Origin of the sequence: Burkholderia sp. JKS000303 (assembly GCF_002563755.1) — a bacterium.
GTDB classification, from domain to species: Bacteria; Pseudomonadota; Gammaproteobacteria; order Burkholderiales; family Burkholderiaceae; genus Burkholderia; species Burkholderia anthina_B.
In genome coordinates, this window is record NZ_PDBZ01000001.1 from 1,154,994 (window position 1) to 1,168,107 (window position 13,114).

Annotated in this window: 14 protein-coding genes and 1 pseudogene; 5 read left to right on the plus strand and 10 right to left on the minus strand. The window is 64.1% G+C overall.

Going from position 1 to position 13,114, the window contains the following annotated elements:
• Positions 1-32: 32 nt before the first annotated feature.
• The 7 genes from tssG to BX604_RS05535 form a co-directional block, all read right to left on the minus strand.
• Complete coding sequence (gene tssG, locus BX604_RS05505) at positions 33-1,133, minus strand: type VI secretion system baseplate subunit TssG (protein WP_098549915.1); 1,101 nt, start codon at positions 1,131-1,133, stop codon at positions 33-35.
• Positions 1,097-2,932 carry a type VI secretion system baseplate subunit TssF gene (gene tssF, locus BX604_RS05510; RefSeq protein ID WP_098549916.1) on the minus strand — a complete coding sequence of 612 codons (1,836 nt, stop codon included), beginning with the start codon at positions 2,930-2,932 and terminating at the stop codon, positions 1,097-1,099. Before tssF ends, tssG begins: the two co-directional genes overlap by 37 nt.
• Before the next feature lie 76 nt (positions 2,933-3,008).
• A complete protein-coding gene (gene tssE, locus BX604_RS05515; RefSeq protein ID WP_098549917.1) occupies positions 3,009-3,494 on the minus strand; it encodes a type VI secretion system baseplate subunit TssE in 486 nt (161 codons plus the stop codon).
• Positions 3,495-3,556: 62 nt separating this feature from the next.
• Entirely contained in the window at positions 3,557-4,060 is a 504-nt protein-coding gene (locus BX604_RS05520; protein ID WP_006477093.1) for an Hcp family type VI secretion system effector, read from the minus strand.
• Positions 4,061-4,130: 70 nt separating this feature from the next.
• Positions 4,131-5,621, minus strand: a complete 1,491-nt coding sequence (gene tssC, locus BX604_RS05525; protein ID WP_006751237.1) for a type VI secretion system contractile sheath large subunit — start codon at positions 5,619-5,621, stop codon at positions 4,131-4,133.
• Between the two features lie 15 nt (positions 5,622-5,636).
• The gene (tssB, locus tag BX604_RS05530) at positions 5,637-6,152 is read right to left on the minus strand and encodes a type VI secretion system contractile sheath small subunit (protein ID WP_098549918.1); all 516 of its coding nucleotides are present in this window, start codon (positions 6,150-6,152) and stop codon (positions 5,637-5,639) included.
• A gap of 44 nt (positions 6,153-6,196) precedes the next feature.
• On the minus strand, positions 6,197-6,829 hold the full coding sequence (locus BX604_RS05535; RefSeq protein ID WP_098549919.1) for a tetratricopeptide repeat protein: 633 nt from the start codon (positions 6,827-6,829) through the stop codon (positions 6,197-6,199).
• A 386-nt stretch (positions 6,830-7,215) separates the two neighbouring features.
• Between BX604_RS05535 and tssJ the strand changes: the two genes are divergently transcribed.
• The 3 genes from tssJ to icmH all read left to right on the plus strand — a co-directional run bounded on the left by tssJ (position 7,216) and on the right by icmH (position 10,055).
• Positions 7,216-7,827: a type VI secretion system lipoprotein TssJ gene (gene tssJ, locus BX604_RS05540; protein WP_098549920.1), complete on the plus strand. Its 612-nt coding sequence runs from the start codon at positions 7,216-7,218 to the stop codon at positions 7,825-7,827.
• Between the two features lie 102 nt (positions 7,828-7,929).
• Positions 7,930-9,276, plus strand: coding sequence for a type VI secretion system baseplate subunit TssK (gene tssK / locus BX604_RS05545; RefSeq protein ID WP_098549921.1), 1,347 nt, complete (start codon positions 7,930-7,932; stop codon positions 9,274-9,276).
• Positions 9,273-10,055, plus strand: coding sequence for a type IVB secretion system protein IcmH/DotU (icmH, locus tag BX604_RS05550; RefSeq protein ID WP_098549922.1), 783 nt, complete (start codon positions 9,273-9,275; stop codon positions 10,053-10,055). Before tssK ends, icmH begins: the two co-directional genes overlap by 4 nt.
• Before the next feature lie 86 nt (positions 10,056-10,141).
• Here the strand turns inward: icmH and BX604_RS05555 are convergent, their stop codons facing one another.
• Positions 10,142-10,459: a DUF7716 domain-containing protein gene (locus BX604_RS05555; RefSeq protein ID WP_098549923.1), complete on the minus strand. Its 318-nt coding sequence runs from the start codon at positions 10,457-10,459 to the stop codon at positions 10,142-10,144.
• A gap of 256 nt (positions 10,460-10,715) precedes the next feature.
• Here BX604_RS05555 and BX604_RS05560 point away from each other — a divergent pair.
• Both BX604_RS05560 and BX604_RS05565 read left to right on the plus strand, forming a co-directional pair.
• Positions 10,716-10,823, plus strand: a pseudogene (locus BX604_RS05560) (transposase); the annotation flags it as partial.
• 170 nt (positions 10,824-10,993) lie between these two features.
• Positions 10,994-11,794 carry a transporter substrate-binding domain-containing protein gene (locus tag BX604_RS05565; RefSeq protein WP_098549924.1) on the plus strand — a complete coding sequence of 267 codons (801 nt, stop codon included), beginning with the start codon at positions 10,994-10,996 and terminating at the stop codon, positions 11,792-11,794.
• Positions 11,795-11,875: 81 nt separating this feature from the next.
• On the opposite strand, the gene BX604_RS05570 is transcribed toward BX604_RS05565, so the two are convergent.
• Positions 11,876-12,079, minus strand: a complete 204-nt coding sequence (locus BX604_RS05570) for a hypothetical protein (RefSeq protein ID WP_098549925.1) — start codon at positions 12,077-12,079, stop codon at positions 11,876-11,878.
• 345 nt (positions 12,080-12,424) lie between these two features.
• Positions 12,425-12,967 (minus strand): hypothetical protein, encoded by a 543-nt coding sequence (locus tag BX604_RS05575; protein ID WP_098549926.1) that lies wholly within the window; start codon positions 12,965-12,967, stop codon positions 12,425-12,427.
• Positions 12,968-13,114 lie beyond the last annotated feature (147 nt).

A 13,114-nucleotide genomic window follows, 5' to 3' on the forward strand; every position in this document is an offset into this window, starting at 1 on the left:
TGCGCGTTCCATATGTAGACAGCCCCTTGGAATCAGTGAATCACGTGCAGTTCGTAGCGGGCATCCGAGCGGTCTTCGGCCGCGTCGCGCGTGCAGAGGAACGCGTCCCAGCCGAGTCGCGAGCCCTCGCCGAGCACACTCGCACCAACCTCGGTGCGCTTGAGCACGAGCTTGACCTCGTATTCGAGCGTGACGCCGGCAAGCAGCGTCAGCATCCGTTCGAGCGCGACGGCCTGCGCGCCGCCGGGCAGGAACGCCTCGTAGTCGCGCTTGGACAGCGGGCCGACGACGATGCGCGCGCGCATGTCGCGCTGCCACACGCGTTCGCCGACGAGCGCCGTCGCGCCGAGCACCGCGTTGACCTCGCCCAGCACGCTCAACTGGTCGGCCGGCACGTCGTACCACTTGCCGACGAACTGGTCGATCTTCACCGGCACGCGGAAATAGTCGGACAGCGTGCGCTGCAGGTACGCGGCCGACATCGGCCGGTGCCGTGCGGCAAGCGCATAGCCGGCGACGGCTTCGTCGAGCACGCCGCCGACGCCGGCCGCGAGGCTGTCGCGCACCTCGTCGCTCGGCACACCCGCGATCGCGAGCAGCAGCGGCAGGTAGCGCTCGTCGCGATCGAGTTCGTAGTGGAACGGCAGCCGGTATTTCTTCCACGCCGCGTAGAACAGCGCGGTCGCGCGGTTCGAGAACACGTCGAAGAATGCACGCGCCGCATGGTCACGCTTCAGGTGCTCGCGCGCGACGATCTGCTCGGTGTAGTGCAGCGGCAGCGCGCCCTGCCCGCCGAGCAGCCCGAAGAACGCGGGCGTCAGCTCGACGTGGCCGAGCTCGCGGGCCGCGAGCGCCGCGCCGCGCGCGTCGCCCGAATCGAGCAGCGTGCCGTCGTCGTCGAACGAGCGCGCGCCTTCGATCTCGCTCGGCGGAAAGCCGAGCGACAGCGTGTTGCGGAATTCGATGCGCTGCGCGACGACGTCGCCGTGCCGCCACGCGCCGGGCGCATCGGACGCCTGCCGCGCGAACAGCCCTTCGAGCACGCGCACCGCCTGGAAGAACTCGAAGCGGTGCGGCTCGTCGAGCAGCGCGTCGACTACGCCAGGATCGATTCGCCGGTTCGGGGCTTGCATCGAGTGATCTCCTCGCCGGTGCGCTTCGACACGACGACCAATTGAACAAAACTGTTGAGGTGCACGTACAGCCCGAAGAAGCTGTCGAGCACGCGCACGAACGACGCGAGGCTGGCACCGACGAAGTGCTCCTCGTCGATCGTCACCCGTATCTCGATGCCGCGCACGAAGGTCGCGAACGGCTTGCCCGGCAGCCATTGCACGGCGCCGCGCTGCTCGATCCCGACCAGCCCGTCGATCTGGCGCATCGACACGGCGGTGCGCCGCAGGTCGTACAGCGTCAGCATTTCCTTGAGCGGCGCGAGCCCGTGCGCGACCAGCGACACGTGGTTCAGCGCGAGGTGCGACACGAGCCGCCAGTGCGCGGCGCGGCCGCGCTCGAAGCGCACGCTCTGCGTCGGCCGCCGCAGCAGCGAAATGCCGCTCGTCTGCGCGCCGCCCTCCTGGAACAGGTCGCCGCCTTCGAGGCCGAACGCGAGCATCGACGGCAGGTCGCGGTTCGTGCAGGTGAGGTCGAGGCTCAGCGTGTCGGTCTGCGGCGACGTCGGCTCGAAGTCGATGTCGACGATCGAGATCTCGGTCTCGTAGCCGGGGCTCTTCTGCGCGACCCAGTCGTTGCGGCGCGCGAACCAGTAATGGCCGATCCGCGCCGATTCGCCGTGGTGCAGCGAATAGAACGGCCGGAACTCGATCACCGATTCATCGTGCGCCTGCTGGCGGACGAGTTTCACCGAATCGATCGAGTACACCTCGTACGCGAACGCACGCCGCGCCTCGGCGATCACCGGGTACGACACCGCGCGATGCGTGATGCGGATCGGCTCGCCGTGCTGGCGGAACAGGTTCACGATCGGCGTGCAGAACAGCCGGAAATGGCTGGCCGTCAGCAGGTCGAGCAGCCGCGCGACGTGCGAGTCGCTGCGCACGTCCTGCAGCACGAGATGCAGCGTCGCGCGCTGGCAGCGGCCCGACGCGCGTGCGATCGCCGCCAGATCGAAATCGACGAAATCGAACTTGTCAGGGAACGCGAAGTATTCGGTGAGCAGCCGATACGCAGGGTGCGACTTCGCCGGGTAGTCGATCAGCGCGTCGTCCTCGTCGAAGCCGGCGTGCGCGATCGGCAGCTTGCGCAGCGCGGTCCAGCGGCCGTTGCGCTCCGGCTCGACGTACGCGCCGAGCACGTTGACGAAGAGACAATCGGTCAGTGCGGCGACGAACGACTGTTCGCCGTGCAGGTGCGCACGCAGCGTCGGCAGCTTCAGCGCGCCGAGATCGAGTTGCGCGGCAAGCGATTCGAACGTGATCGAGATCACGCCCGTCGCGTTGGACGGCAGCACCGTCGCGCTCGGCGCGAGCGCGACCGGCGTGTAGCGCGCCTCCGAGATGCGGATCGGTGCGAGCGTTACGTCGTATGCGGTGCGGAACCGGCACTGCACGCCACGGATCGGGCGGCTCTTCAGCTCGGTGCCGCGTGCGACCACGACCGGTTCGGTCTGCTGGCCGGGCGACGCCGGCGTGAACTGTGCGATCGAGCACGACGGGAACGGCCGCAGGTAGTGCGGATACAGCACTTCCAGCAGCGCTTCGGTGAACTCCGGGTAATCGTCGTCGAGCTTCTTGTTGATCCGCGCGCCAAGCAGCGCGAACGACTCGATCATCCGCTCGACGTGCGGATCCTCGCAATGCTCGCCGGACAACGCGAGCCGTGCCGCGATCTTCGGGTAACGTTCGGCAAAATCTCGCGAATAGCGCCGCAAAAACGATAATTCGCGCTCGTAATACGGCAGCAATTCTTCCATCGACGACCCCGAACCTCAATATTTCCTGCCGGACCTGATCTACCACCGGGCGGTCCGGCCCGCTCGGCGGCTTGATTTACAGCATTCTTGCTGCGCGTGCGCGCGTGACCGAGTACTGCAGCGTCGACGGCTGCAGCATCGCGTCGAAACTCACCGGCTCTTCGGCCGGGTGCACCACGAGCAGTGCCTGAATCGCGAAATAAAGCGCGTTGGTCGACTGCTCGTTCAGTTCGAACGTCACCTGCACCTGCTGCAGCCGCGGCTCGTGGCGCGCGATGGCCTGCTGGATCGACTTGCAGATGAACGCGCGGTCGTAGTGACTCGCCAGGCTCAGCCCGGCGAAATCGTTCAGCCCGTAGGTCAGCACCGACTTCTGGCATTCCGGCAGCGCGGCCAGCTCGACTTCGGTGTGGGCGATACGGGTATTGAGGATCGCCTCGACGTCGCGGGCGACCGTGTTCTTCAGCTCGTCCAGCGACAATTGCCGCATCGCTGCCGAGGCCGGCAGGTGCGGTTCGTCGTCGAACAGCTTGTCGAGAAAACTGGGTTCGAATCGTTTCATCGGTCGGTGCGCACAGCGAAAACGGCAACGGGACGCCGAGCGCCCCGTTGCCGCAACCGACTTTAGACCGCGTAGGTCTTGTCGTTCTTCGTCAGGCTCCAGGCGCCTTGCGTGTTGCCGCCCTGGTTGCCGCCGATCTTCTGCTGGGTTTGCTTCCACTGCACGGCTGCGTACTTCAGCGAGAACGTCTCGAGCGGCAGACCTTCTTCACGGACGCTCGGTGCGATGCTCGAGATGATCACGTACTTGAGCTTCACTTCCAGGTACTGGACGCGCTTGCCTTCGCCGTCTGCGCGCGAGAAATGGACCGTAACTTCATCGAACGTCGTGCCGCCCGATGCGTGCTGGTACAGCAGCGGGCTCGACGAATCGATTTCCTTCGTGAAAATCATGTCGCCGTGTTCGCAACGGGTCATCGTGTGACCGCCAGCGGTCGATGCCGTTGCCGAACGCGGCTGAACGATCGAGTGATCCCACGATTTCAGTTCGATCCAGCCCTGATGGTCTTTGTCCGCGGACTCGCCCTTCACCGCCGGACTACCAAACTGCAAGTGCATATGTAACATGGCCCTTCGACTCCCCAAAGAGGTGGTTTTAACGTCCTACCCAGGCGGCCCGCCCGGGCGATTTACTCGCTTATGAATTTGCCGGTTTGGGCAGATCAGCGACAAGTCGCAGAGAAATCGAGAGTTCGTCGAGCTGAAAGTGCGGGCGCAGGAACGCGACCGAACGATACGAGCCCGGCTTGCCCGGAATCTCCGACACTTGTATGGATGCCTCGCGCAGCGGGAATTGCGCTTTCTGTTCCTGCGACGCGTTGTCATCGAGCAGGACGTACTGCGAAATCCACCGGTTGAGGAAAGTCTCCACGTTTTGCGCCGATGCGAAGCTACCGATCTTGTCCCGCATCATCGCCTTCAGGTAGTGCGCAACGCGCGATACCGAGAAGATGTACTGAAGCTGGGCGGACAGGACGGCGTTCGCATTCGCGCTGTCGGTGCTGTATTTCTTGGGTTTCTGCACCGATTGCGCAGCAAAAAACGCAGCGTAATCCGAGTTCTTGCAATGAACGAGCGGGATGAAGCCGAGGTCGCTCAGTTCCTTCTCGCGGCGGTCGGTGATCGCGATTTCGGTCGGGCACTTCAGTGCGACTTCACCGTCGTCCGTCTTGAACGTGTGGGTCGGCAGGTCCTCGACGAGGCCGCCGCCTTCGACGCCGCGGATCGCCGCGCACCAGCCGAAGTCGTCGAACGCCGCCGTCAGGCGCGCCGCGAATGCCCACGCCGCGTTGCACCACAGGTACTTGTCGTGCTCCGTGCCGTCGACGTCCTCGACGAAGTTGAAGTTCTCCGCGGTCTGGCCGTCCTTCGGATTGAACGGCAGGCGACCGAGGAAGCGCGGGAGCGTAAGGCCGACGTAGCGCGAGTCTTCCGAATCGCGGAACGACTTCCACTTCGCGTATTCGACCGTGTCGAACACCTTGCCGAGGTCGCGCGGCTTGCCGAGGTCGGAGAACGACTCGAGGCCAAGCAGCTCCGGCGACGCCGATGCGATGAACGGCGCGTGTGCGGCTGCCGCGACGTGCGACATCTGCTCGATGAAGTACATGTCTTCCGGCTGGCGCGAGATCTCGTAATCGCCGATCAGCGCACCGAACGGCGAGCCGCCGAACGTGCCGAACTCCTCTTCGTAGACCTTCTTGAACAGCGCGCTCTGGTCGAACTCGCTGGCGCCCTTGAAGTCGCGCACGAGGTCGCGCTTCGGTGCGTGCAGCGCCTTGATCTTGATCGTCTGGCCGGTGTTGCTTTCCTTGACCAGGTAGTCCATCCCGCGCCACGTGCTTTCGAGGCGCTGGAATTCCGGCGCGTGCATCACCGCGGACAGTTGCGTGGAGATCAGGCGGTCGAGCTCCGCGACGCGCGCGTCGATCGTCGCCGACAGGTTGTCCGACACGATCACCGTGCCGTCGAGCACCTGATGCACGAGTTCGCCGATCAGGTCTTTCGCGCGTGCATGCTCGGAATCGGATTTCGCGACCTTGCTCTTCTCGACGATATCGTCGAGCAGCGAAGTCCCGGCGGCGTATTCCGCGCCGCTCGCTTGGGCCGCAGCCGTTTGCTGGTTCATCTCAACACTCCGTCGTCATTCGCCGTCTTTGTCGCCGCCCGTGCCCTTCGCGAGCTCCTGCAGCTGCTGCGTGTTCTTCAGCACGTCGGACAGCAGATCCTCGAGCTTGTCGTTGCCGGCGAGCTTGTTGCGCAGGTCGGCCAGCTTCGAGCGCGCCTCGAGCAGGCGGCGCAGCGGCTCGACCTGTTCGACGACTTCGTCCGGGCTGAAATCCGACAGCGAACGGAACTTCAGGTCGACCGCGAACTTGCCGCCTTCCGGGCTCAGGCGGTTTTCCACCTGAAACGCCGCGCGCGGCTCGATCGCCTTCATCACGTCGTCGAAGTTGTCGCGGTCGATGTTGACGAACTTGCGATCGCGCAGCTTCGGCTGCTCGACTTCCGACTGGCCAGCCAGATCGCCGACGACCCCGACGACGAACGGCAGTTCCTTCACCTCGATCGCGTCGCCCTTCTCGACCTCGTAGGTCAGCTGGACGCGCGGCGGCCGTATTTTCTGCAAGCTTTTCTGAATGCTTTCTTTCTTGGCCATCTCGACGGCTCCCAGGTTAGTTGTGGTTTTGTCGCGTCAATCGATCAGCGAAGCGCGCTGAACGGGTCGGCGCCACCCTTCTGCGGTGCGACGGGCGGCGTCGGTGCGGTGGTTGCAGCGGCGGCTGCCTCGGTTGCCGCTGCGGCACCGGCCTTCGGACGATGAATCACGCGGCGCGTCGTACGCGCCTTCACGACCCGCTGCTCCGGCGGGAACAGCGCCGATTCACCCAGCGTGTCGCGCAGCTGCTTGGCGAGCGCCTGCGCATCCGACTTCGCGTCGCCGGCCAGCGACGAATCCTGACGCAGCTCGCCAAGCGACTGCGTCGCGATCCGCAGGCCCGCGACGGCGAGCACGCTCTTCGCCTGACGGTCGGTCGCATCACGCTGCAGTGCTTCCTGCGCGGCGACGATCGCCTGGCCATAGTGGTTCTGGGCAAACTGGATTTGCGCGATGCGCGACCACGGTTCCTCGCGCGTCGGATCCGACTTCGCGAGCTGCTGGTACAGGCCGAGCGCCTTGTCCTGGTCCCCCGACTTCGCAACGGCGTCTGCATCGGCCAGCGACTTGTTGAACACCTCGGCAGTCGGCGGCGCCGGCGGCTGGCTCGCACAACCGGCGATCACGCCGCAGGCCAGCACTACCCCAGACAATTTTGCGAAGAGACGGTCTTTCATCGTTATATCCACCGGCGCGTGAGTATTAAAATCGTTGAGAATCTGGTTCTTTTGCTTTGCAAGAAGCGCGCGGGTATAGTACCGATCAATTTTTCATAATTCAATCGCTGCGTGCAGAGTAATTCCTTTTAAATCCGTGCGCTACCCCCTCGAAACGCTTGTGGGAGCAGCCTCTCGCGGGCTCTCGTTTCGACCGAAATGCGCAAGTTTTACTGATTCGACGGCGCCGTACGCAGATAGCGGAAAAATTTTCCGGAAACACGGCGCGGCGCATGCATGTTTAATAGTTGGACGTAGTTGAACGACAGATAAGCGGGGCATTCGCAACAACGCGGAAATACCCGGCAGTTTTGACAGGGAGCAAAAGGCGGCACGCCGGAAATACGATGAGATCGTCCATGATTCGCTATGCGCTGCCGCTGATTGCCTGCGCACTCCTGGCCGGATGTGCGGCCGCTCCGTTGCTCGGCTCGGCCGCGAGCGCCGTCATGCAGGCGGCCGGCATCGGCAAGCCCGAGGTGCCCGACGCGCAGAAGCCTCCGCGCAACATCGGCCTCACGCTGGCGGCCGCGCCCAACCTCAACGCCGCGACCGACCACAAGCCGCTCGCCCTGGTCGTGAGACTCTACGCATTGAAGGATCCGACATCGTTCCAGCAGGCACCGTTCGACGCATTCACCGATCCGACCAAGGAAAAGGCCGCATTGGGCGCCGATCTGCTGAACGTGCGCGAAATCACGCTGATTCCGGGCCAGCGCTATACGGCAACCGAAAAGGTGTCGCGCGAAGCGCAGGCGTTCGGCATCGTTGCATTGTTCCGCGATCCCGCACTCCAGCGATGGAAACTGACGTTCGACCCGGCGAAGTCGGAGAAATCCGGCATAATCATCGGCCTGCATAATTGCGCGATGACGGTCACCGACGGCTCTGTCATCACACCGCAACAGGGTGCGCCTTCACAGCCGCTGAATTTGCTTTCGTCGGTCACCTGCGGTTAAACATGATGCACGAATGTCAATTAACAAGAGTTAACAAATTGGCAATTAATTCGGGCACGACCAAATCAATTACATCGCAACGCCACATTAACCGGATTTGACATGAGTTATTCGGCCAAGGTGCTTTGGGGGGAAGGGCTGTTCCTCCGGCCTCAACACTTTCAGCGGCAGGACGCCTACCATGAGGCGCGCCTGTTCGAATCCATCCAGGCGATCCAGCCGTACAACTGGGGCGTGCGCTCGGTGCGCATCGACCGCGATGCGCTCGGCAGCAACGTGCTGCGCGTGGCCGAACTCGCACTCGTGTTCCCGGACGGCGCGCTGTACGCCGCGCCGCAGGCCGACGACCTGCCACCGCCGATCGCGCTGGACACGCTGCCCGACGGCATCAACGACTTCGTGTTCTATCTCGCGCTGCATCCGCTGCGCGAGAACGGCACCAACTACAGCGACGATCCGGCCGCCGGCTTCATGACGCGCTTCGTCAGCGAGCAGACGAGCGTCGCCGACAACTTCACCGACGCCGCCGAAGCCGACATCACGTTCCTGAAGACGCAGGTCAAGCTGATCGCGCATAGCGAGCCGCGCGACCAGTTGCTGTCGGTGCCGCTCGTGCGCGTGCGCCGCACCGCGACGTCCGGCTTCGAGATCGACGACAGCTTCGTGCCGCCGTGCCTCGCGATCGAGGCGTCGCCGATCCTGCACCAGCGGCTGCGTCAGCTGGTCGACGCACTGCAGGCGAAGGTCAATGCGTTGTACGGTTTTCATCGTGAGCCGTCGAAGAACATCATCGAGTTCCGTTCGGGCGACATCGCATCGTTCTGGCTGCTGCATACCGCGAACGCCGCGTTCGCGACGCTTGCGCACCTGCATCAGCATGCGGCGCTGCATCCGGAGCGGCTGTTCCAGGAACTGCTGCGCCTCGCCGGCCAGTTGATGACCTTCTCGAAGGGCTACACGCTCGCGGATCTGCCCGTCTACCGGCATGACGATCCGGGCCCGAGCTTCGCGCGTCTCGACGTGATGCTGCGCGAGCTGCTCGACACCGTGATCTCGACGCGCTATTTCGCGATCACGCTCGACGAAGTGCGTCCGTCGTTCCACCTCGGCCGCCTCGATTCGGGCAAGATCGACGACAAGACCGAGTTCTATCTGGCGGTGTCCGCGGACATGCCGAACGTCGAGCTCGTCGATGCCGTGCCGGCCCGCTTCAAGGTCGGCGCACCCGATGACGTCGACAAGCTCGTGCTGTCGGCGATGCCGGGCGTGCGGCTGTCGTACACGCCGCAGGTGCCGCCCGCGATCCCCGTACGGCCGGGCGCGTGCTATTTCTCGCTCGATTCGCGCGGCGCGCTGTACGAGCGCATGCTGCAGGCCCAGTCCGCGATGATCTACGCGCCGACTGGCATCAATGACCTGAAATTCGAACTGATCGCGGTCACATCATGAGCTACGCGCCTTCCCTGTTCGGCGACAACGCGCCGGCCCCCATGCACACCCCGGCATCGACCGACGCCGCGTTCCAGGCTCGCTCGCTGCTCGATCTGTTGTACGACGGGTTCTTCATGCTGTTCCTGCTCAAGAACGGCCGCGCGCCGGACAGCGCGAGCGAGTTCAGCACGAAAATCCAGGAATTCCTGTCGGATTTCGAGCGCGGCGCGAAGAAGCTGAACATTCCCGCCGAGGACGTGTATAGCGCGAAGTTCGCGTATTGCGCGGCCGTCGATGAAATGGTGCTGTCGTCGCAGTTCAAGATCCGCGCCGACTGGGAGCGCCGGCCGCTGCAGCTCGTGCTGTTCGGCGAGCAGCTCGCCGGGGAGAAGTTCTTTCAGTATCTCGAGGAATGTCGCGCGCAGGGCGCGGCGCGGTTGCAGTCGCTCGAGGTGTTTCATATGTGCCTGCTGCTGGGGTTCCAGGGCAAGTATCTGCTCGAGGGGCCGGAGAAGCTCGCTTACCTGACTGCGCGGCTGGGCGACGAGATCGCGCATATGAAGGGCAAGCGCGCGCCGTTTGCGCCGCATTGGCCGTTGCCGGATCAGATCGCGCACCGGTTGAAGCGCGAGGTGCCGGTTTGGGCGATCGGGGCGGTATTCACGCTCGTCGCGCTGCTCGGGTATCTCGGGCTCAATACGTACCTGAAGGACAAGACACTGCAGGCGTTGGCGCCTTATTCGCAAATCATCAAAGTCGGACCGGAGTCGGCGAATTTGACGATTTCGTTGCCTTGAGGGCCGGGCTTCACTCCGGCGCTGATGCTTCATGAAAAAAGGACCGCCCGGCGGTCCTTTTTTACTGTGGCGCGTGGTGTGCGTCGTCAGAGCAGAATGAATTCGTCGTTGTCGACGTAGAAGACGAACGCGTCGAGCAACTGCGTGACGCTCGGTTCGTCGACCTGGTCATGCGCGTTGATCACGATGTCCTCGATCGTCGCGCCTTTCAGCGTGACGCGCCAGCCGGGTTGGGGGGCGGTGGTGGGTGGCGTGTCGGCGTCGGTGTCGTCGGCGTCTTCGATGAATGCGCCCTCGGTGTCGAGCGTCCATGGCGCTGGCGGCAGGCAGAGCCAACCGGAGAAATCGCCAGGGTGCTCGAGAATGTGTTGCAGCGACACGGTGGTCGCAGGGGTGATCGACATGGGTAGTGCGGTTGTAACTGGACTGGGATCAATGCGCCGGTGCGGCGATTTGGCAGGGGCACGACAGTGCCTGCGTCTCAGCGCTCGCGTCAGCGAGCCGTGATTATGCCAATTTCGTGCGCAGGGTTGGTTTGGCGGTTGCTGTCGGGAGCCTATCCGAACTTTTGTGTGCGAAGCATAAACTGATTGACCTGCCCCCCTGCAAACAGGGCCAGCCGGAGTCTAGTAAAGTTCGTTTTCGGGAAAGAAGGCGAACATGAAGAAGCGCTTTACGGAACAACAAATCATCGGGTTTCTGAAGGAAGCCGAGGCCGGTATGCCGGTCAAGGAACTGTGCAGGAAGCACGGGTTCAGTGACGCGTCGCCACACTGCCCCGCCACCCCGCCGCCGGCTGAAATCGATTGCAATCAGGGCCACTTCGACTTCCGGCGCGCGCCGGTTGCGAGTAGTGTCTACGTGCCCGTATTCCGGCCCAGCCCGGGCACGACCGATGCCCGGCGCTCGATTACCACACTGCACCCTGGAGATCTGCGATGAAACGTTCGAAGTTCCTGTTGTCGGGCCTGCTACTCGCGTCGGCGCTCGGTTTCACGGCGATCGCCGCACACGCGGAAGACCTGCTCGATTCGGTGAAGAAAGCCGGCGTGCTGCGGGTCGGCCTCGAAGGCACGTATCCGCCGTTCAACTCGCGCGGCACGTCGGGGCAACTCGAGGGCTTCGACGTCGACGTCGCGAATGCGGTCGCCGGCAAGCTCGGCGTGAAGACACAGTTCGTCCCGACCGAATGGAGCGGCATCATCGCGGGGTTGCAGGCCGGCAAGTTCGACGTGATCGTGAATCAGGTCACGATCACGCCGCAGCGCAAGGAGGCGCTCGACTTCAGCGAGCCGTACACGTACTCGGCCGCGCAGCTGATCCAGCGCAAGGACGACCCGCGCAACTTCAAGTCGCTCGACGACTTCAAGGGCAAGAAGCTCGGCGTGACGCTCGGCACCAACTACGACCAGATGGCGCGCAGCGTGCCGGGCATCGAGGTGCAGACGTATCCGGGCGCGCCGGAAAAACTGCGCGACCTCGCCGCCGGCCGGATCGAGGCGACGCTCGACGACCGCCTGATGCTGCCGTACATGATCAAGACGTCGAACCTGCCACTGCGCGCGGGCGCGGTGCTGAACGGCGGCAAGCAGGAGATGGCGATCCCGTTCCGCAAGGGCAATCCGAAGTTCGAGAAAGCGATCAACGATGCACTGGATTCGCTGCGCAAGGAAGGCACGTTGAAGAAGATCTCGATGCACTGGTTCGGCACCGACGTGACCGTGCCGGTCGCGCAGTAAGCGGTTTTCCGCGCGGTCGATGCGTCACGTCCTTCGCTGCGGCGAAGGCGTGACGCTCGTCGGCAGTTCCGCTCCCTTCCCTCAAGCCGCTTCGTCGAAGCGGGCCAGCAACAGCTGTCCGATCGGCGTCAGCGCCGGGCGCGCGGCTACGGCATTCACCCGCACCTGCGTATCGTCGACCAGCCGCTTCTCGACGAGCACGGCGAAGGCCGGGTTCGTCGGGTCGACGCCGTCCGGCGAGCGCGCAATGCGCAGCAGCATCGAAAATTCATGCGGACTCAACATGGTCCTGTCTCCTGATCGGGTGCGATTCGATTCGAACCGACGTCGATCGTGTTTTCGAATGGAATGATGCGGTACATGGTCGATGCGTCGCCGGGAGCGAGATCCCGGCGACCGCGCGCGACGCGGGCACGGCGTCGTGGGCGGGATGCGCATACCCGTTCGCGGCATTGGCGCCGCGACGGGAACGTGCAACCTTAGGGGCGCCTCGTGACGCGAGCGTGACAGGAAAACGGGGGCGCAACGGCGTGTGCGGCATGCGTGTTTTCGCTCGATCCCGCCCCGGTGTCGGACCCATCAACGCCGTCGCAATCGCGGCCCTCGCCGACTGTTTTCGGCCTCACCGACTCATCGCGAATCGACCGGGCAAGCGATGTCGTTTCGATGCATTCCACCGGCCTCGCGCAGGCTGCGCACGACCACGTTGACCGCACGCCCGAGCGGCATCCCGACGAGTACGCCCCACACCGCGAACGCCAGCATCACGAAGCCCGTCGTCGCAGCCCACGGCGCGTGCACCGCTACCGCGTAATGCAGAAAGGTTTCTGCAACAAACGTCAGCATCAGCGTGACCAGCAGGCTCGCATCACCGGGCAGGCGCACGCGCACGCCCGAGCGCGTCGCCCGGTACTGGAGCCGCCAGCGCATCGCATGCAGCCAGCCCAGCGCGACACCCGCCGCGACGGACGCCAGCGCAAGCACGTTCGCGCCAGCGCCTGCATGCGGAAAGAGCCCGTTCAGGCTGACGAAGCCAACCACTCCGAGCACGACGGGCGAGATCAACGGTCGTGCCGCGGGTACTTCGCGCGGGAAACAGCGCTTGATGCCGATATAGAGCAGCATGCAGAACAGCACGTACACGTATGGTTTCAGGTGAAAGAGCGTGGACATGGTTGGCATCACCGGATCGGGTTGAACACGGCGACACCGTAGCGCCGGGGCGCGCGGCGCGGCGGGACTTGCGACAGGGCACGTGAATTCGCGGACGAATCGCGCGTGACGGCGATGATCGTTCAGGGATGCGACGCGATGATCGCT

Bases quoted from the DNA above. Each gene is read 5' to 3' on its own strand.
- BX604_RS05570 (WP_098549925.1), bottom strand. From the start codon at position 12,079: ATGTTGAGTCCGCATGAATTTTCGATGCTGCTGCGCATTGCGCGCTCG.
- BX604_RS05520 (WP_006477093.1), bottom strand. From the start codon at position 4,060: ATGTTACATATGCACTTGCAGTTTGGTAGTCCGGCGGTGAAGGGCGAG.
- tssK (WP_098549921.1), top strand. From the start codon at position 7,930: ATGAGTTATTCGGCCAAGGTGCTTTGGGGGGAAGGGCTGTTCCTCCGG.
- tssG (WP_098549915.1), bottom strand. From the start codon at position 1,133: ATGCAAGCCCCGAACCGGCGAATCGATCCTGGCGTAGTCGACGCGCTG.
- BX604_RS05535 (WP_098549919.1), bottom strand. From the start codon at position 6,829: ATGAAAGACCGTCTCTTCGCAAAATTGTCTGGGGTAGTGCTGGCCTGC.
- BX604_RS05565 (WP_098549924.1), top strand. From the start codon at position 10,994: ATGAAACGTTCGAAGTTCCTGTTGTCGGGCCTGCTACTCGCGTCGGCG.
- BX604_RS05555 (WP_098549923.1), bottom strand. From the start codon at position 10,459: ATGTCGATCACCCCTGCGACCACCGTGTCGCTGCAACACATTCTCGAG.
- tssJ (WP_098549920.1), top strand. From the start codon at position 7,216: ATGAGATCGTCCATGATTCGCTATGCGCTGCCGCTGATTGCCTGCGCA.
- tssB (WP_098549918.1), bottom strand. From the start codon at position 6,152: ATGGCCAAGAAAGAAAGCATTCAGAAAAGCTTGCAGAAAATACGGCCG.
- icmH (WP_098549922.1), top strand. From the start codon at position 9,273: ATGAGCTACGCGCCTTCCCTGTTCGGCGACAACGCGCCGGCCCCCATG.
- BX604_RS05575 (WP_098549926.1), bottom strand. From the start codon at position 12,967: ATGTCCACGCTCTTTCACCTGAAACCATACGTGTACGTGCTGTTCTGC.
- tssC (WP_006751237.1), bottom strand. From the start codon at position 5,621: ATGAACCAGCAAACGGCTGCGGCCCAAGCGAGCGGCGCGGAATACGCC.
- tssE (WP_098549917.1), bottom strand. From the start codon at position 3,494: ATGAAACGATTCGAACCCAGTTTTCTCGACAAGCTGTTCGACGACGAA.
- tssF (WP_098549916.1), bottom strand. From the start codon at position 2,932: ATGGAAGAATTGCTGCCGTATTACGAGCGCGAATTATCGTTTTTGCGG.